The sequence below is a fragment of the Lysobacter sp. Soil_C_15 genome, from assembly GCF_057657315.1.
The window spans coordinates 15738-32439 of the sequence record NZ_JBDGIR010000014.1; the positions used below are offsets into that span (position 1 = coordinate 15738).

At 70.9% G+C, this 16702-nt stretch carries 13 protein-coding genes; 8 read left to right on the forward strand and 5 right to left on the reverse strand.

The window, feature by feature from the left end; translation table 11 throughout:
• Position 1 precedes the first annotated feature (1 nt).
• From oleD to ubiB, 3 genes are read left to right on the forward strand one after another with little or no spacing between them, the layout of a single operon-like run.
• Complete coding sequence (gene oleD / locus AC3A57_RS21845) at positions 2-1009, forward strand: 2-alkyl-3-oxoalkanoate reductase (protein ID WP_487580822.1); 1008 nt, start codon at positions 2-4, stop codon at positions 1007-1009.
• A gap of 34 nt (positions 1010-1043) precedes the next feature.
• Positions 1044-1703: a ubiquinone biosynthesis accessory factor UbiJ gene (locus AC3A57_RS21850; protein ID WP_487580823.1), complete on the forward strand. Its 660-nt coding sequence runs from the start codon at positions 1044-1046 to the stop codon at positions 1701-1703.
• Positions 1700-3370 (forward strand): ubiquinone biosynthesis regulatory protein kinase UbiB, encoded by a 1671-nt coding sequence (ubiB, locus tag AC3A57_RS21855; protein WP_487580824.1) that lies wholly within the window; start codon positions 1700-1702, stop codon positions 3368-3370. Before AC3A57_RS21850 ends, ubiB begins: the two co-directional genes overlap by 4 nt.
• A gap of 223 nt (positions 3371-3593) precedes the next feature.
• Here ubiB and AC3A57_RS21860 read toward each other — a convergent pair whose 3' ends face one another.
• The gene (locus AC3A57_RS21860; RefSeq protein WP_487580825.1) at positions 3594-6440 is read right to left on the reverse strand and encodes a M16 family metallopeptidase; all 2847 of its coding nucleotides are present in this window, start codon (positions 6438-6440) and stop codon (positions 3594-3596) included.
• A gap of 91 nt (positions 6441-6531) precedes the next feature.
• Here AC3A57_RS21860 and AC3A57_RS21865 point away from each other — a divergent pair, with 91 nt between their 5' ends.
• Entirely contained in the window at positions 6532-7281 is a 750-nt protein-coding gene (locus tag AC3A57_RS21865) for a pseudouridine synthase (protein WP_487580826.1), read from the forward strand.
• Positions 7282-7297: 16 nt separating this feature from the next.
• Here AC3A57_RS21865 and AC3A57_RS21870 read toward each other — a convergent pair whose 3' ends face one another.
• Both AC3A57_RS21870 and AC3A57_RS21875 read right to left on the reverse strand, forming a co-directional pair.
• Entirely contained in the window at positions 7298-7912 is a 615-nt protein-coding gene (locus AC3A57_RS21870) for a DUF2059 domain-containing protein (protein WP_487580827.1), read from the reverse strand.
• Between the two features lie 206 nt (positions 7913-8118).
• Positions 8119-8724 carry a hypothetical protein gene (locus AC3A57_RS21875; RefSeq protein ID WP_487580828.1) on the reverse strand — a complete coding sequence of 202 codons (606 nt, stop codon included), beginning with the start codon at positions 8722-8724 and terminating at the stop codon, positions 8119-8121.
• A 156-nt stretch (positions 8725-8880) separates the two neighbouring features.
• Here AC3A57_RS21875 and arfB point away from each other — a divergent pair, with 156 nt between their 5' ends.
• Together arfB and AC3A57_RS21885 are read left to right on the forward strand one after the other, a co-directional pair.
• Positions 8881-9294 carry an alternative ribosome rescue aminoacyl-tRNA hydrolase ArfB gene (gene arfB / locus AC3A57_RS21880; protein WP_221670973.1) on the forward strand — a complete coding sequence of 138 codons (414 nt, stop codon included), beginning with the start codon at positions 8881-8883 and terminating at the stop codon, positions 9292-9294.
• Positions 9295-9311: 17 nt separating this feature from the next.
• Complete coding sequence (locus AC3A57_RS21885) at positions 9312-9929, forward strand: lysophospholipid acyltransferase family protein (RefSeq protein WP_487580829.1); 618 nt, start codon at positions 9312-9314, stop codon at positions 9927-9929.
• A 24-nt stretch (positions 9930-9953) separates the two neighbouring features.
• Here the strand turns inward: AC3A57_RS21885 and AC3A57_RS21890 are convergent, their stop codons facing one another.
• Positions 9954-10640: a GntR family transcriptional regulator gene (locus tag AC3A57_RS21890; protein WP_487580830.1), complete on the reverse strand. Its 687-nt coding sequence runs from the start codon at positions 10638-10640 to the stop codon at positions 9954-9956.
• A gap of 592 nt (positions 10641-11232) precedes the next feature.
• Between AC3A57_RS21890 and AC3A57_RS21895 the strand changes: the two genes are divergently transcribed.
• Positions 11233-13839: a collagenase gene (locus AC3A57_RS21895; protein WP_487580831.1), complete on the forward strand. Its 2607-nt coding sequence runs from the start codon at positions 11233-11235 to the stop codon at positions 13837-13839.
• A 53-nt stretch (positions 13840-13892) separates the two neighbouring features.
• Here AC3A57_RS21895 and AC3A57_RS21900 read toward each other — a convergent pair whose 3' ends face one another.
• Positions 13893-14861 (reverse strand): LysR family transcriptional regulator, encoded by a 969-nt coding sequence (locus AC3A57_RS21900; RefSeq protein WP_221670977.1) that lies wholly within the window; start codon positions 14859-14861, stop codon positions 13893-13895.
• Between the two features lie 133 nt (positions 14862-14994).
• Here AC3A57_RS21900 and aceB point away from each other — a divergent pair, with 133 nt between their 5' ends.
• Positions 14995-16629 (forward strand): malate synthase A, encoded by a 1635-nt coding sequence (aceB, locus tag AC3A57_RS21905; protein WP_487580832.1) that lies wholly within the window; start codon positions 14995-14997, stop codon positions 16627-16629.
• Positions 16630-16702: the final 73 nt, after the last annotated feature.

The window sequence follows — 16702 nt, forward strand, 5'->3', positions numbered from 1 at the left end:
GATGAAGATCCTGGTCACCGGCGGCGGCGGTTTTCTCGGCCAGGCCCTGTGCCGCGGCCTGGTCGCGCGCGGCCACGAGGTGGTCAGCTTCAACCGCGGCCGCTACCCGGCGCTGGATGCGCTCGGCGTGACCCAACTGCAAGGCGACCTGGCCGATCGCGAGGCGGTGATCGCGGCCGCGCGCGGTTGCCAGGCGGTGTTCCACAACGCCGCCAAGGCCGGCGCCTGGGGCAGCTACCAGAGCTATCACCAGGCCAACGTGGTCGGCACCCAGAACGTGATCGACGCTTGCCGAGCGCACGGCATCGGCCGGCTGGTCTACACCTCCACGCCCAGCGTGACCCACCGCGCGACCCATCCGGTCGAGGGCGGCACCGCCGAGACCGTGCCCTACGGCGAGGGCTTCAAGGCGGCGTATGCGACCACCAAGACCATCGCCGAGAAAGCGGTGCTGGCCGCCAACGGCCCCGACTTGGCCACCGTGGCGTTGCGTCCGCGCCTGATCTGGGGCGTCGGCGACAACCAGCTGCTGCCGCGCCTGGTCGAGCGCGCGCGCCAGGGCCGGCTGCGCTTCGTCGGCGGCGGCCACAACCGCATGGACACCACCTACATCGACAACGCCGCGCAGGCGCATTTCGACGCTTTCGACCACCTCGCCCCCGGCGCGGCCTGCGCCGGCAAGGCCTATTTCATCAGCAACGGCGATCCGCGCACGGTGCGCGAGACGGTCAACGGCCTGCTCGGCGCGGTCGGCGCGCCGCAGGTCGACAAGACCCTGCCGTTCCGCGCCGCCTATGCGATCGGCGCGGTCTGCGAAGCGCTGTGGACGGTGCTGCCGCTGAAAGGCGAGCCGCCGATGACCCGGTTCCTGGCCGAGCAGCTGTCGACCGTGCACTGGTACGACATGGGCCCGGCGCGGCGCGATTTCGGCTACGTGCCCCAGGTCGGCTTCGAAGAGGGCCTGGCGCGGGTGCGTGCGCACCATTTGGCGGCTTCGGGCCGGCCCTGACGGCCGCTGCGGGCGACCCGGCTAGAATGAGCGCATGACCGACTCCGCCTCGCCCCTGGATGCGCTCAAGCCCCTGGCCGGGCGCGCCCTCGAAGCCGCGCTGAACCGCGCGCTGGCGCTCGACCCCGATACCCGCGACGGCCTGCGCGCGCTCGACGGCCGCAGCATCGCCCTGCACCTGGCCTCGCCGCCGCTGGCGATGCGGATCCTGGTCGCCGGCGACCGGCTCGAAGTCGGCCCGGTACGCAGCAGCGACGAGCCCGATCTGGCGGTGCGCAGCACCCTCGGCGCGATCCTGTCGCAGCTGCCCAACCTGCTCGGCGCGGCGCGCAACGAGCGCGCCGCGCCGGTCGGCCAGCTGCGCATCGAGGGCGACGCCGACCTGGCGCGGCGCCTGCAGCGGCTGGCCGAGCGCTTCGATCCGGACTGGCGCCAGCCCTTCGCCGCCGCGTTCGGCGAGGTGCTCGGGGTGCAGATCGCCGACACCATCGCCGCGGCCTTGCGCCACGCTCGCGGCGCCGCCGGCGCGCTGGCCGACAACCTCGCCGAGTACGTGACCGAGGAATCGCGCGACGTGGTGCCGCGCGACGAACTCAACGCTTTCCACGACGACGTCGACGCGGTGCGCGACGACGTCGAGCGCCTGGCCGCGCGCGTGGCGCGCCTGCGCGGACGCGCCGGGCGGGGCGCATGAGGTCGGCCGCCCGCGCCTGGCGCATCGGCCGCGTGCTGCTGCGCTATCGCCTCGACGCTTTGCTCGACGACACCCCGTTCGAGCGCTGGCTGAAGCTGGCGCGGCCGTTCGTGCCGCGCGCCTCGGCCGAGGTCGCGGCGATGTCGCGCGGCGCGCGTCTGCGCCTGGCGCTGCAGGAGCTGGGGCCGATCTTCGTCAAGTTCGGCCAGATCCTCTCCACCCGCCGCGACCTGGTGCCGCCGGACATCGCGATCGAGCTGGCCCTGCTGCAGGACCGGGTCGCGCCGTTCGACGGCGAGACCGCGCGCAAGATCGTCGAGGCCGCGCTGGAGCGGCGCATCGGCGAGGCCTTCGAATCCTTCGAGATCGAGCCGCTGGCCTCGGCCTCGATCGCCCAGGTCCACGCCGCGCGCCTGCACGGCGGGCGCGAAGTGGTGGTCAAGGTGTTGCGTCCCGACATCGAGGGCAAGATCGCCGGCGACATCGCCCTGCTCACGGCGCTGGCGGCCTTGGTCGAGCGCGCCCATCCCAAGGCCGACAAGATCCGCCCGCGCGCGGTGGTGGCCGAGATCGAAAGCACCCTCGCCGCCGAGCTGGACCTGCAGCGCGAGGGCGCCAACGCCAGCGTGCTGCGCCGCTTCTGGGCCGACAGCGACGACATGTACGTGCCCGAGGTGATCTGGTCGCACACCAGCGAGCGCGCGCTGACCCTGGAGCGGGTGTACGGCATTCCCTCCGACGACATCGCCGCGCTCGACGCCGCCGGCATCGACCGCCGGGCGCTGGCCGCCAAGGGCGTGCGGGTGTTCTACACCCAGGTGTTCCGCGACAATTTCTTCCACGCCGACGCGCACGCCGGCAACATCTGGGTCGACAGCGATCCTGCGCGGCGCAGCAATCCGCGCTTCATCGCCCTGGACTTCGGCATCATGGGCCAGTTGTCGGACGAGGATCAGTACTACCTCGCCGAGAACTTCATGGCGATCTTCAACCGCGACTACCGGCGCATCGCCGAACTGCACGTGCAGGCCGGCTGGATCCCGGCGCACATGCGCATCGACGAGCTCGAGGCGGCCACGCGCGCGGTGTGCGAGCCGTACTTCACCCGGCCGCTGAGCGAGATCTCGCTGGCCGAGGTGCTGGTCAAGCTGTTCCGCACCGCGCAGCGCTACGAGCTGACCTTGCAGCCGCAGCTGATCCTGCTGCAGAAGACCTTGCTCAACATCGAAGGCGTCGGCCGCCTGCTCGACCCCAAGCTCGACATCTGGGCGGTGGCGCGGCCGGTGCTGCAGCGCATCCTGCTGGACCGCTACAGCCCGCAACGGCTGGCCGGCGAGTTCCGCAAGCGCCTGCCCGAGCTGGTGACGCGCGCGCCGGAGATGCCGCGGCTGCTGCATGCCTGGCTGAGCCAGCAGGTGTCGGGCCAGCACGAGCTGAAGATGCGTTCGCAGGACATCACCGATCTCAACCGCAGCATCCAGGACGCGGTGCGGCGCACGGTCGCGGCGATCCTCGGCACCGGCCTGCTGATCGTGGCGGCGGTGCTGTACGGGATGGAATCGGGCGGACCGCGCTTCTGGTCGATCCCGGCCTCGTCGTGGATCGCCGGGCTCGGCGGTCTGTGGGCCTTGCTGGCGGCGTGGCCGCGGCGGCCGCGCAGCGGCTAGGGCGCGGGGCGGCAACAGCAACAGCAACAGCAACAGCAAATCACCCTGGCCCCCTCAACAAAGGGGGAACAGCAAGAGCGAGGCGAACGGCGGGTCGAGGGTTAGGAGCGGCGCAAGCGGCGACCGCGAACCGCACCTGGCGACGCGAACGGCCGCAGGCAGCGGCTCGTCCGCGGCCCCTCCTCTGCGAAGGGGCAGCGAAGCGCGGACTACTCGCCGCTGCCTACTTGTCGCCGCCGGCGCTGCTGGACCCGGCGGCCGGCGCGGCGACCGGTTTCGCGGCCGGTTTGCCGCCGGCCTTGGCCGCCGCGGCGAAATCGCCGGCCAGATAGACGCTGAGCTGCTCGGGCTTGAGGTGCTTGCGGATCGCCGCGTTGACCTGGTCGACCGTCAGCGCCTTCAGCGCGGCGTCGAAGTCGGCCGAGAACTGCATGGTGCGGCCGTAGAACAGGTTGCTGGCCAGGCCGGCGGCGATCGCGGCGTCGGAGGCGCGGGCCTGTTCGCGCTGGGTCAGCAGGCCGGACACCGCGTCGCGCAGCTCCTCGGCCTGGACGCCGTCGCGGACCAGGCGGCCGACTTCCTCGCGCATCGCCCGTTCGACCCGTTCCAGGTTCTCCGGCGCGGCGATCGCCTCCACCGACCAGTTGCCGGCGTCGTCGCGGCCGTCGCGGCTGGCGTCGGCGTCGATGTCGCTGCCGACGCCGTAGCTGAGGCCGTCGCGTTGGCGGATGCGGTCGGCCAGGCGGGATTTGATCGCGCCGCCGCCGAGGATGTAGTTGGCCGCGACCAGCGCCGGGTAGTCGGCGTCGGTGTCCTTGAGCGACAGGTTGGCGCGCGCCAGCAGGACGCCGTTGGGCTTGTCCGGGGTCTCGAAGCGGCGCTGTTCGGCGGCCACCGCGGTGTAGCCGGTGGCGATCGGCGCGAACGCCACCGGCGCGCGCCAGTCGCCGAACAGGCTCCGCAGCTGTTGCTTGAGCGCGGCCGGGTCGAAATCGCCGACCACGCTGATCTGGCCCTCGCTGCTGCCGTAGAAGTCGCGATGGAAGGCGCGCACATCGGCCAGCTTCAGCGCCTTCAGCGCCGCCAGCGATTCCTCCAGGCTCAGCGCGCGCAGCGGATGGCCGACCGGCCAGGGATCGAAGTGCTTGGCCATGGCCAGGCCGGCGATGCTGCCGGGCTCCTGGCGCGAGGCCTCCAGGCCGGTGATCGCCTGCAGCCGGTACTGCTCGAACTCGGCGTCCGGGTAGGTCGGCGTGCGCAGCACCTGCGCCGCCAGGGCCAGCGCGTCGGCGAGCTGTTCGCGGCGCGTGCTCAGGTCGATGCGCGCCGACTGCAGGCTGCCGCCGACCCGCGCGGCGGTCTTGAGCGCTTCGAAGCGCTGGTCGATCTGTTCGCGGCTCAGCCCCTGCGCGCCGCGCATGATCAAGGCGCCGGCGACGCTGCCGGCTACCTCGCGTCCCTTCAGCGCCTCGACACTGCCGAAATTGAACGACGCGGTGACGCTGACCGTGCCGCCGCGGGTCTTCTTCGGCAGCAGGGCGAGCTTCAGCGAGCGCCCGTCGCCGGTGTCGACGACCACGGTCTCGGTGCGCGCCTGGATATTGGCCGGGGTCGGTTCGAAATGTTCGCCGGCCGCGACCGCGGCCTGGCCGGTGTAGTCCTTCAGCAAGGCCGCGGCGTCCGGCGCGGCCGGAATCTGCACGCGTTGCGCGCTCTGGCTGGGTACGAAGCGGCCGAAGGTGCGGTTGTCGGCGACCAGATACTGGCGCGCGACCCGGTTGACGTCCTGCGCGGTGACTTTCTGCAAGGCGTCGCGCTCGTGGAAATACAGTCGCCAGTCGCCGTTGGCGACGGCGTCGGTCAGGCCGATCGCGACCGTGGACACGTTGGTGGAAGCCATCTCGTAGGCATTGCGCATGCGCTGCTGCGCGGCTTCGACTTCGGCCGCGCTGACCGGCTGGCGCGCGATCTGTTCGATCTGGTCGAGCAGGGCCTGGCGGGCCTTGGCTTCGTCGCCGTCCTTGGGCAGCGCCGCGGTCGCGCTGAACAAGCCCGGATCGCGCATCGTGTCGGCGCCGCCGCCGGCGCTGGCGGCCAGCCCGGTCTCGACCAGGGCCTTATGCAGGCGGCCGCCCGGCACGTGGCCGAGCACGTCGCCGAGCACCGACAGCGCGGCGGTGTCGGCATGGGTCGCGGCGGGGATGTGGTAGGCGGCCATCAGCAGGCGGATGTCGCCGACCCGGCGCACGGTGACCTCGCGTTCGCCGTCCTGGGCCGGCTCGACGGTATAGAACGGCCGCATCGGTTCGGCCGGGCGCGGAATCGGCCCGAAGCGGCGGGCGATCGTCGCCAGCGCGGCGGCCGGATCGAAACGCCCGGCCAGCACCAGGGTGGCGTTGTCGGGACGGTACCAGGCGCGGTAGTAGGCCTGCAGGCGCTCGATCGGCACGCCTTCGACGTCGCTGCGCGCGCCGATGGTGCTGTTGCCGTAGCGGTGCCACAGGTAGGCGGTGGAACGCACCCGTTCGTACAACGCCGCCGCCGGACTGTTCTCGCGGCTTTCCATCTCGTTGCGGACCACGGTCATCTCGCTGTCGAGGTCCTTGCGGGCGATGTCGGAATGGACCATGCGGTCGGCTTCCAGGCCCAGCAGCCAGTCCAGGTTGGCGTCGTTGGCGGGGAAGCTGGCGAAGTAGTTGGTGCGGTCGAGCCAGGTCTCGGCGTTGAAGCCGATGCCGCGCCTCTTCATCTCGCCGGGGATGTCGCGGTGGCTCGGCGTGCCCTTGAACAGCAGGTGCTCGAGCAGATGCGCCATGCCGGTTTCGCCGTAGTTCTCCTGCAGCGAACCGACCCGGTAGATCAGGTTGGTGGTCACCGTCGGCTGGGTCGCGTCGGGGAACAGCAGCACGCGCAGGCCGTTGCCGAGCCGGTACTCGCAGATGCCCTCGACGCAGGGCCCGGGCTGGACGCCTGCGGGCAGCGGCGCCGGCGCGGCCGCGGCGGCGCCGAAGGCGCAGGCCAGGGCGGCGGCGAGCAGGGCGGGGCGGGGCGAGGGCAAGAACGACGTCATGGATGCTTCCTGTGAACGGCGCCGGGCTGGGAGCGCCCGGCGCGATAGACGAAAATGGCCGCCGGACACTTCAGCTGCGATGCCCGGCCGCATGAACGATGCAATCAACTGTAAACCTCAGGCTCCCGTCGACGCCGCTAGCACACTGCCGGTGCTGTACATCGACGAGGTCCTGGCGGTTATCGACAAGCCGGCGGGGCTGATGGTTCACGACAGCGCGCTGGCGCGCGGCGAGACCGACTTCGTCGCCGACCGGCTGCGCGAGCAGTTCGGCCGGCCGATCTTCCTGGTCCACCGCCTCGATCGCGCCACCAGCGGCTGCCTGTTGCTGGCGTTCGAGCGCGAGGCGGCCTCGGCGCTGGGCAAGGTGCTGATGTCGCGCGAGGTCGAAAAGGACTACCTGGCGGTGTGCCGCGGCTGGCCGGGCGAGGACGCGTTCGAGGTCGACCACGATCTCGACGGCGGCCCCGGCAAGCCGCTCAAGAAGCCGGCCCAGACCCGCTTCCAGGTGCTGGCTCGGACCGAACTTGCGCTGCCTTCGGCGGGCTTTGCGACCTCGCGCTACGCCCTGCTGCGGGCGCAGCCGCTGACCGGGCGCTTCCGCCAGATCCGCCGCCACCTCAAGCACCTATCGCATCACCTGATCGGCGACACCAGCCATGGCGACGGCCGCCACAACCGCCAGTTCCGCATGCTCGGCATCCATCGCATGCTGCTGCACGCGCAGCGGCTGGCGTTCGCCCATCCGCTGGACGGGCGCCGGATCGTGGCGTCGGCGCCGGTCGACGCCGAATTCGCCAAGGCGCTGGCGCTGTTCGGCCTGGACGCGCCGCCGCAGTGAGCGCGGCGACGCGGGCTTACTCGTCCTTGGCCGGCTTCGGTGCGGGCGGGGCTGGCGGCGCCGGCGGGGCGTCGGGCACCGTCGCCACGATCGGTTCGTTGCCGTGGTCGTGGCCGGCGTGCTCGCCCGACTCGACGATCAGCGACTGCATGTCGCGCTGCAGCTCGCGCCGCAGGTCCTCGAACAGGCGGGCCATCAGCGGCTGCATTTCCTGCATGGTCCGGCCCATCGCCAGCGGCATCTTTTCCAGGATGCTCTTGCCGGCCGGGGTGCGGTAGAAATCGATCATCGCCTGCACTTCGGCGGCTTCGAACACGTCGCCGTAGACCTTGCGGTAGATCGGCGCGACCTGCTTCCACTCCAGCAGTCTTTCGATCGAGGCCATCTGCTTTTCGGTGATCCTGGCCAGGCTGGCGCGCTGTTCGGCGGTGAGTCGGTCGCCGGTGGCGGCCTGGGCCATCATTTCGGCCGAACCGCGCATCTGCTGCACGATCTCGCGCTTCATGCGCTCGTAGTTCATCGACTCCATGAGCTGGTCGATCTGGGCGTCGCTCGGCCGCGCGGCCTGGGCCGGGGCGAGACAGAACGCGGCGCACAGGGCCGCGGCAAGCAGGGAACGGGACAGGCGCATCGGGCTTCCTCCATGAAAGCAGCCGGCATGGTCGGCGCCGCGCCGGACCGCGTCAATGCGCGCAGCGTCGCTGCGGGCGGAGCGAGCCAGGCAGGGCGGGGCCGGACCGGGGCTTCGGCGCGGCCGGGGCCGACCGAACGCGGCGGCCCGGTCAGGTCAGGCCGATCGAGTCGGGCCGATCGATCGCACGGGTGGGCCAGGCCGGATCAAGGCCGGCTGCCGTCCTTGTAGATCACCTTCGGCCGTAGCGCGGAGTTGTGCGCGGCATTGAGCAGGTCGAGCAGGAAGGCCTGGCCGATCACCCGGCCGGGCTTCTGCGCCGGCCCGCTGCCGTAGCCGTAGGCGCCGCCGCGGTTGCCGACGTCGTAGCCCTGTTGGCTCAGTTGCTGCATCACCCGCCGGCCTTCGGGGGTTTGCGCCAGCCGGGTCAGGGCCTGCACTTCGGATGGGCTGAGTTCGCCGTCGCGGCCGTCGTAGGGCAGGCTGGCGTAGCCCTCGTCGCCCGGCTCCAGGTAGGCCGGCGCGGCGCCGTAGCCGGCGGGCAGGGCACCGGCGCGGGCGGCGCTCTGCAGTTGCCGCGCAAGCGCGTTCTGCTGGCTCATGTACTGGTCGAGCACGCGCTGGTCGGTGGCGTTGGCGCGGCGTCCGACCATGGCCTCGGCCACCGCCTGGGCCGACTGGCGCATCTGTTGCTGGGCCTGCGGCGAGGCCATCGCGTCGACGTTGGCGGGGTCGTACTGGGCCCAGGCCGGGGCGGCGAGCGCGACGGCCAGGGCCGGCGCGAGCAGCGAAAACAGCAGGGGGCGCTTCATGCGGATGTCCTCCATCGACCGGTCCGGGCATGGTCCGCCTCCGTTCCGGCCCCGTCAACGACAGCGGTCGCAGTCGCCGCGGTACCGGCCGGCACCGTCAAGGCGCCGTCATCGGCGCGGTCGCGCGCCGGTCTACAATCGCCGGCGGAGGAACGCATGACGGCTCAGTCCATCACCATCCCCGAACAGGAGCTGGTCGAACGCTTCGTGCGCTCGACCGGCCCGGGCGGGCAAAACGTCAACAAGGTCGCCACCGCGGTGGAGCTGCGCTTCGATGTCGCGCAGTCGCCCACGCTGCCGGAGGCGGTACGCGCGCGCCTGTTGGCCAAGCGCGACCGGCGCATGACCGGCGAAGGCGTGCTGGTGATCAGCGCCCAGCGCTTCCGCACCCAGGAACGCAACCGCGAGGACGCGCGCGAGCGCCTGGCGGCGTTCGTCGACAGCGGCCTGCGCGCGCCCAAGCCGCGCATCGCCACCAAGCCCAGCCGCGCCGCCAAGGAGCGCCGGCTCGGGGCCAAACGCGAGCGCGGCGCCACCAAGCGCGAGCGTTCGCAACGCAGTTGGGATTGAAGGAGAGCCGCGCGCGCATGTCCGCCGACCGAATCGCCACGGACGACATCGTCCCGCCGCTGCCGCCGAACGTGCCGCGGGTGCCGCCCAACCGGCTGACCCGCTGGATCGGCCGCAGCATCCTGCGCCTGGGCGGCTGGCGCATGATCGGCCAGTTTCCCGACGTGCCGCGCGCGGTGCTGATCGGCGCTCCGCATTCGTCCAACTGGGACGGCGTGTGGGGCTTCGCTGCCAAGGCCGCGCTGGGCCTGGACGTGAAGATCATCGCCAAGGAGTCGTTGTTCCGGGTCCCGGGGCTGGGCTGGCTGCTGCGCCGGCTGGGGGTGATTCCGATCAACCGCAGCGCCGCGCACGGCGTCATCGACCAGGCCACGGCGATGATCCGCGGCGCCGAGAAGTTCTGGCTCGGCATCGCCCCGGAGGGCACGCGCAAGGCGGTCGAGCGCTGGAAGGCCGGGTTCTGGAAGATCGCCAAGGCCGCCGACGTGCCGGTGATTCCGGCCTATTTCCACTATCCGGACAAGGTCATCGGGATCGGCCAGGAGTTCCACCTGGGCGAGGACATGGAAGCGGACATGCGCCGCATCCGCGACTGGTACAAGCCCTGGCAGGGCAAGCACCACGGCACCACCTGAGCGCGCCGCGCGGCGATCCGCGCTTCAGCGGCGCCGGCGCGCAGGCGGCCTGGCCTCGGCCGGGTCGGCCGGCGGCAGTTGCTGGCGCAGGTCGTGCAGGGTCGAGGCGATGTGCGCGGTCAGCAGCTCGGCCACCCGCGCCGCATCGCGCGCCAGCCAGGCCTCGAGGATGGCGCGGTGTTCGCTCGCGGCGCGCGCTTCGCGGCCTTCCGGTTCCAGGTGCTTGCGCACATAACGCTCGGCCAGCACCTGCAGGCGTTCGACCAACTGCGCGGTGATCGCCCGTCCGCCCGGGCGCACCAGGCTCAGGTGGAACTGGCGGTTGTAGACCACCGCGCTGCGCACGTCCGCGTCGGAGGCCGATTCCAGCGCGGCCAGCGCGGTGCGCGCGGCCTCGTGCTCGTGCTCGCCGGCGTCGCGGCAGGCGTCCGCGGCCGCGTCGGGTTCGATCTTCAGCCGCAGCGCGAACACTTCCTCGGCCTCGATAGCGGTCAGCGCCGGGACGAAGAAACCGCGGTTGGGGTGCGAGCACAGCAAGCCCTGTTCCTCCAGCCGGCCCAGCGCCTCGCGCAGCGGAATCTTGCTGATGCCGAGTTCCTCGGCCAGCAATTCCTGGCGAATCGGCGCCAGCGGCGGAATCTGGGTCGAAAGAATTCGTTCGCGCACCACTTCGAAGGCTTGGTCGGACAGCGAACGCGGGACGATGCTCATCGCCGCAGTCTAACCAAGCGCCCGGCGTGCCGGCACGCCCGCGCAGGCGCGCGACGCCGGCCTGCCGCGGGCGCATTCCGAGTCGGCCGGCTCGGCGCGCGGTCGACCCGATGGCGGCGGATCGCCGTTCGTCGGCGCGGCCACGGCGGCTCGACCGCGGTCACGGAAATCCTCGTCAACTGCTCATACCGTATACGGTATACCGAATAGCAAACGTTCGTGACGGCTTCATGACCGTGGCGGCTGCGCCTTCGGTCGACCGGGTCAGGGGCCCCGTCCTCGCCGCAATCCGTTGCGCCGGCGTCTCTGCGCCGGGGCCGGCGCGCGGCCGGCCGGAACCGGTTCGTCCACCGCACCCCGCCTGCCTCCAGCGCCCTGCCCAATTCCGGCGGCTCCGCCCGCCGGGCCGGGCGCCGTCGCGCCCGCGTTGCCGCCGGACCGATCCCCCGCAGCGGGCGCGCGTCGCCCGTCGATCCCTACGACGCAGGAGAGATGCCCACCACCGATCGCCGTTCTCGCCATGCCCCCGGCGGCGTTCCTGGCTGCGCGTTCGCGCAGCGGCGCCGCCGCCCATCCTGAGAGGAGAGTTGCGATGTCTTACGCACCCAAGCCGCGACCGGCCCATGCCCTGTTGATCGGGCTGGCGGTCGCCGCCGTCAGCCTGTTGAGTTTCGCCCTGCCGTGGCAGGCCGCGCCGACGCCCTCGTCGCCGCAGTCGGCAGGCGCGCCGGCCTCGACGCTGGCCTCGGCGCGCGCGCCGGCGCTGCGCTCGCCCGGCCGCAAGAGCCCGAGCACCGAACGCCAGATCTACGGCGAGCACCGCCAGCCGCAGGCGCTGGATCCGGCCCGGCGCGCGCCGCAGCAACCGCAGCTGCTGCAGCCCGACGACGGCGCCTACGACCTGGCCGATCACGGCCGCGATCTGTTGCAGCGGCCTTCGCTGCAGGCCAGCGCGAAACGGCTGGCCAAGGCCGCCTGCGACCCGAACGGCTTCGCCTCGCTCAGCGGCCAAGCCCTGGTCGCCGCGGTCAAGGCCGCCGACAGCGATTGCATCAACGCCCTGTTCGGCCTCAGCGGCAGCGTCGCCTACGGCACGTTCCGCGAAGCGCAGATGATCACCATCGCCAACGCGCTGACTGCGTCGGCGCAACGCTACGACGGCACCAACGCCGACAGCACCCTGCAGCTGGTGCTGTTCTTGCGCGCCGGCTACTACGTGCAGTACTACGACAGCTCGGTCGGCAGCTACGGTGCGGCCCTGCAGGCCGCGATCCGTCCGGCCTTGGACGCCTTCGCCGGCAACGCCCAGTTCGGCCGGGTCGACGACGTGCACGGCGAAACCCTGGCCGAGTACGTGACCCTGATCGACAGCGCGATCGAGAACGCGCGCTATCTGCATGTGGTCAAGCGCCTGCTCGCCGCCTACGACAGCAGCTACAACGCGCACTATTGGATGAAGGTGGCGGTCAACAACGCCTACAACGTGACTTTCCGCGGCCACCAGGACCCGGCGTTCCGAGCCGCGGTGCAGGCCGATTCGTCCATCGTCGAATCGCTGTACGGCTTCGCCGACCGCCACTTCGCCCGGCTGAGTCAGCCCGAGGCCTATCTGGTCGCCAACGCGGGCCGCGAATTGGGCCGCTTCCTGCAATACGACGGCAGCCTCAAGACCCTGGTGCGGACCCGGGTCAAGGCGCTGCTCGATCGCAGCGCGGTGACCGGCCCGACCGCACGGCTGTGGGTCGGGGTCGGCGAAATGGCCGACTACTACGACCGCGGCAACTGCAGCTACTTCGGCCTGTGCGACTTCAAGGCCCGGGTCGAGGCCGCGGCGCTGCCGCTGCGCCACACCTGCAGCAGCACCCTGCGCATCCGCGCCCAGGCGATGAGCGCGGCCGAGTTCGGCGAAACCTGCAGCATCGTCGCCGGCCAGGAGAGCTACTTTCACCAGGCCCTGGGCACCAACCGCACGCCGGTCGCCAACGACCAGAACGCGGCCCTGGAAATGGTGGTGTTCGACAGCAGCGACGACTACGGCATCTACGCCGGCGCGATCTTCGGCATCGACACCAACAACGGCGGCATGTACCTGGAGGGCAACCCCGCCCAGGCCGGCAACCAGGCCCGCTTCATCGCCCACGAAGCCGACTGGGTGCTGCCGCGCTTCGAGATCTGGAACCTGACCCACGAATACGTCCACTACCTCGACGGCCGCTTCGACATGCACGGCGATTTCAACGCCGCGATGTCGCAGAAGACCGTGTGGTGGGTCGAGGGCCTGGCCGAGTACATGTCGTTCTCGTACCGCAACCTGGCCAACACCGCGGCGCAGCAGGAGGCCGCACGCGCGACCTATGCCTTGAGCCGGGTCTACGGCAACGACTACAACAGCGGCCAGAACCTGGTCTATCGCTGGGGCTATCTGGCGGTGCGTTTCATGTTCGAAAAGCGCCGCGAGCAGGTGAACGCGATCCTCGGCTACTTCCGTCCGGGCAACTACACCGGCTACGCCGGTTACATGGGCAGCATCGGCAGCGGCAACGACGCCGCCTTCCGCGCCTGGCTGCCTTGCGTCGCCGAGCCCGACGGGGCCGGCTGCGGCGGCACTCCGAACCAGGCGCCGACCGCCTCGTTCACCGCGGTCGCCAGCGGCCTGGGCGTGCGCTTCAGCGACGGCTCCGCCGATCCGGACGGGCGCGTGGTCGCCTGGCAATGGAGCTTCGGCGACGGCAGCGGCTCGACCGAGCAACACCCGAGCAAGACCTACGCCGCCGCCGGCAGCTACACCGTGACCCTGACCGTCACCGACGACCGTGGCGCCACCGCCAAGGCGGTGCGCACGGTCGCGGTCGCCGAGCCGGGCCTGCCCGAATGCGCCGGCGCCGACACCCGTCAGCTCGACCGCAACTGCGCGCGCAGCAACGTCGCCGCGACGGCCGGCAACTACGCGTACTTCTATCTGTACGTGCCGGCGGGCACGCCGCAACTGCGCATCGAGGCGGCCGGCGGCAGCGGCAACGCCGATCTGTACGTCAACACCAACGGCGCTTGGGCGACGCGCAGCGCGCACAACTATCGCTCGACCCAGGCCGGCAACGCCGAAACCCTGACGGTGCCCAATCCGCCGGCCGGCTATGTGTACGTAAGCATGTACGCCGCGAGCGGCTTCAGCGGCGCGCGCATCGGCGTGCGCTATTGATCGTCGCTTGAACCATAAGGCGGCGGGAGCGCGAGCTCCCGCCGCTTTTCGTTTCAGCGGTCGGATTGCCCGGTGGCGTAGTAATCCGCGCGCTCGAACAGCGCCGGCTGGATCAGTTCGGTGAAGGCGCGCGCCTGCGGCGACAGGTACTTGCCCTTGCGCACCACCACGCCGTAGCTGCGCGACGGGAAGTACTCGGCCAGCGAACGCACGCACAGCCGCGCGCGGTCGGCCTCGGTCAGGCAGATCGCGGTGACGATGCTGATCCCCAGTCCCATCGCCACGTACTGCTTGATCACTTCCCAGCCGCCGACTTCCAGCGCGACCGTGTACGGCACCCGGTTCTGCTGGAACACCAGGTCGACCATGCGGTAGGTGGTCAGGCGCTGCGGCGGCAGGATCAGGCCGTAGGGACTGAGGTCCTGCAGGCTGACCCGATCGAGCTGGGCCAGCGGATGCTTGCGCGGCGCGATCAGCATCGGCTCGAAGCGATACACCGGCGCGTAGCTGAGGTCGCCGGGCACATCGAGCATCGAGCCCACCGCCAGGTCGACCCCGTCCGAGCGCAGCAGGTCCAGGCCGCCGGCGCCGGTGACGTTGTGCAGGGTCAGGCGCACCTCCGGATGGGAGGCGCGGAAGGCTTCGACGATCTTGGGCAGCAGGTAGAGGATGGTCGAGCTGCCGGCGGCGACGTTGAGCTCGCCGGCGTCGAGGCCGCGGATCCGCTCGCGGAAGGTGCCGTCCAGGGCGTCCAGGCCTTCGACCAGCGGCCGGGCCAGTTCGTACAGCTCCTCGCCCTCGCGGGTCAGCGCCACCCGACGCCCGCTGCGTTCGAGCAGGCGCACGCCCATCTCGCGTTCCAGCGCCTGCAACTGCAGGGTCACGGCCGGCTGGCTCAGATAAAGCGCCTCAGCCGCGCGTGAGACCGACCCCAGGCGCGCCGTTTGGCAGAACGCGCGCAGCGGCTTGAGCCGATCGCTTTTGTAAGCGAATCGCGGACTTAGGGTGCGGGGCGGTGTCATGTGACAGTCAAGTATAAGTTCTTCAAATGATATGCATTGAAAAAACTTGATTGTCAAATACAACACGCCGGCGCATGGTCGGAGGCGTCGGGTCGGCTCGTCGGGAGCGGCCCTCTCCCCCAGGAGTCGCACCATGTCGGCAGTGATCGCGCAGTGGCAGGACCCCCATCCCCAGCAACGGTCGCCGGGCGACGGCATCGAACTGACCGCCGTCGTGGCCGGTCAGGAGTCGCTGCTGACCCCGGCCGCCCTGGAGTTCCTCGCCGGCCTGCACCGTAGCTTCGAGCCGGCGCGCCAGGCCCGCCTGGCCGCGCGCCGCGAGCGCCAGGCCTATTACGACGCCGGCGGCCTGCCGGACTTCCGCGCCGACACCGCGCCGATCCGCAACGGCCAGTGGCGGGTCGCGCCGCTGCCGGCCGCACTGCTCGACCGCCGGGTCGAGATCACCGGCCCGGTCGACCCGAAGATGGTCATCAACGCGCTGAACTCCGGGGCCAAGGTCTACATGGCCGACTTCGAGGACAGCACCTCGCCGACCTGGGCCAACCTGCTGACCGGCCAGCGCGCGCTGCGCAAGGCGGTCGCCGGCACCCTGGACTGGATGGCGCCCGACGGCGCCAGGCACTACACCCTCAAGCCGTTCGAAGAGCAGGCGGTGCTGATGGTGCGCCCGCGCGGCTGGCACCTGGACGAGAAGCATGTGCGCATCGACGGCGCGGCCATGTCCGGCAGCCTGTTCGACCTGGGCCTGTTCGCCTTCCACAACGCCAAGGCGCTGGCGGCGCTGGACCGCGGTCCCTACTTCTACCTGCCCAAGCTGCAGTCGATGGAAGAGGCGCAGCTGTGGAACGAGGTGCTCGATCGGGTCGAGGCCGAACTCGGCCTGGCGCCGGGCCAGATCAAGGTCACCGTGCTGATCGAGACCTTGCCGGCGGTGTTCGAGATGGACGAGATCCTGCACGCGCTGCGCACCCGCATCGCCGGCCTCAACTGCGGCCGCTGGGATTACGTGTTCTCCTACCTCAAGACCTTCCGCGCCCACCGCGACAAGGTCCTGCCCGAGCGCGGCCAGGTCACCATGACCCAGCCGTTCCTGCGCGCCTATTCCGAACTGCTGATCCAGACCTGCCATAAGCGCGGCGCGCACGCGATGGGCGGCATGGCGGCGCAGATTCCGATCAGCGGCGACGAGGCCGGCAACGAAGCCGCGCTGGCCAAGGTCCGCGCCGACAAGCTGCGCGAGGTCACCGCCGGCCACGACGGCACCTGGGTCGCGCATCCGGCGCTGATCCCGCTGGCGATGCGGATCTTCGACGAGCGCATGCCGACCCCGCATCAGCAGCACGTGCTGCGCGAGGACGTGCTGATCATCCGCGACGACCTGATCAAGCCCTGCCTGGGCACGGTCACCCGCGCCGGTTTCGAAGGCAACGTCGAGGTCTGCGTGCGCTACCTGGCGGCCTGGCTGGAAGGAAACGGCTGCGTGCCGATCCATTGGCTGATGGAAGACGCCGCCACCGCCGAGATCGCCCGCACCCAGCTGTGGCAGTGGCTCCATGCCGAGAATCTGTTTCTCGACGACGGCACGCCGGTCGATTTCGCCCTGCTCGAACGCGCCCTGATCGGCCTGCCGAGCAAGCTCGTCGAGCGCATGAAGCTGCCGGGCGGCTCCAAGCTCGACGAGGCCATCGCGATGCTCGATCGCCTGACCCACGCCGACACCCTGGAAGAGTTCCTGACCCTGCCGGCCTACGAACGCATCGACTGATCCCCGCTTCCCATAGGCGCGGCGTGCCACCGGGATTTCCCTCGGTCACCGGCCGCGACCGCCCAACCGCAAC

Excerpts from the sequence above, each read along its gene's own strand:
- oleD (WP_487580822.1), top strand. The coding sequence starts at position 2 with ATGAAGATCCTGGTCACCGGCGGCGGCGGTTTTCTCGGCCAGGCCCTG.
- AC3A57_RS21850 (WP_487580823.1), top strand. The coding sequence starts at position 1,044 with ATGACCGACTCCGCCTCGCCCCTGGATGCGCTCAAGCCCCTGGCCGGG.
- ubiB (WP_487580824.1), top strand. The coding sequence starts at position 1,700 with ATGAGGTCGGCCGCCCGCGCCTGGCGCATCGGCCGCGTGCTGCTGCGC.
- AC3A57_RS21860 (WP_487580825.1), bottom strand. The coding sequence starts at position 6,440 with ATGACGTCGTTCTTGCCCTCGCCCCGCCCCGCCCTGCTCGCCGCCGCC.
- AC3A57_RS21865 (WP_487580826.1), top strand. The coding sequence starts at position 6,532 with ATGAACGATGCAATCAACTGTAAACCTCAGGCTCCCGTCGACGCCGCT.
- AC3A57_RS21870 (WP_487580827.1), bottom strand. The coding sequence starts at position 7,912 with ATGCGCCTGTCCCGTTCCCTGCTTGCCGCGGCCCTGTGCGCCGCGTTC.
- AC3A57_RS21875 (WP_487580828.1), bottom strand. The coding sequence starts at position 8,724 with ATGAAGCGCCCCCTGCTGTTTTCGCTGCTCGCGCCGGCCCTGGCCGTC.
- arfB (WP_221670973.1), top strand. The coding sequence starts at position 8,881 with ATGACGGCTCAGTCCATCACCATCCCCGAACAGGAGCTGGTCGAACGC.
- AC3A57_RS21885 (WP_487580829.1), top strand. The coding sequence starts at position 9,312 with ATGTCCGCCGACCGAATCGCCACGGACGACATCGTCCCGCCGCTGCCG.
- AC3A57_RS21890 (WP_487580830.1), bottom strand. The coding sequence starts at position 10,640 with ATGAGCATCGTCCCGCGTTCGCTGTCCGACCAAGCCTTCGAAGTGGTG.
- AC3A57_RS21895 (WP_487580831.1), top strand. The coding sequence starts at position 11,233 with ATGTCTTACGCACCCAAGCCGCGACCGGCCCATGCCCTGTTGATCGGG.
- AC3A57_RS21900 (WP_221670977.1), bottom strand. The coding sequence starts at position 14,861 with ATGACACCGCCCCGCACCCTAAGTCCGCGATTCGCTTACAAAAGCGAT.
- aceB (WP_487580832.1), top strand. The coding sequence starts at position 14,995 with ATGTCGGCAGTGATCGCGCAGTGGCAGGACCCCCATCCCCAGCAACGG.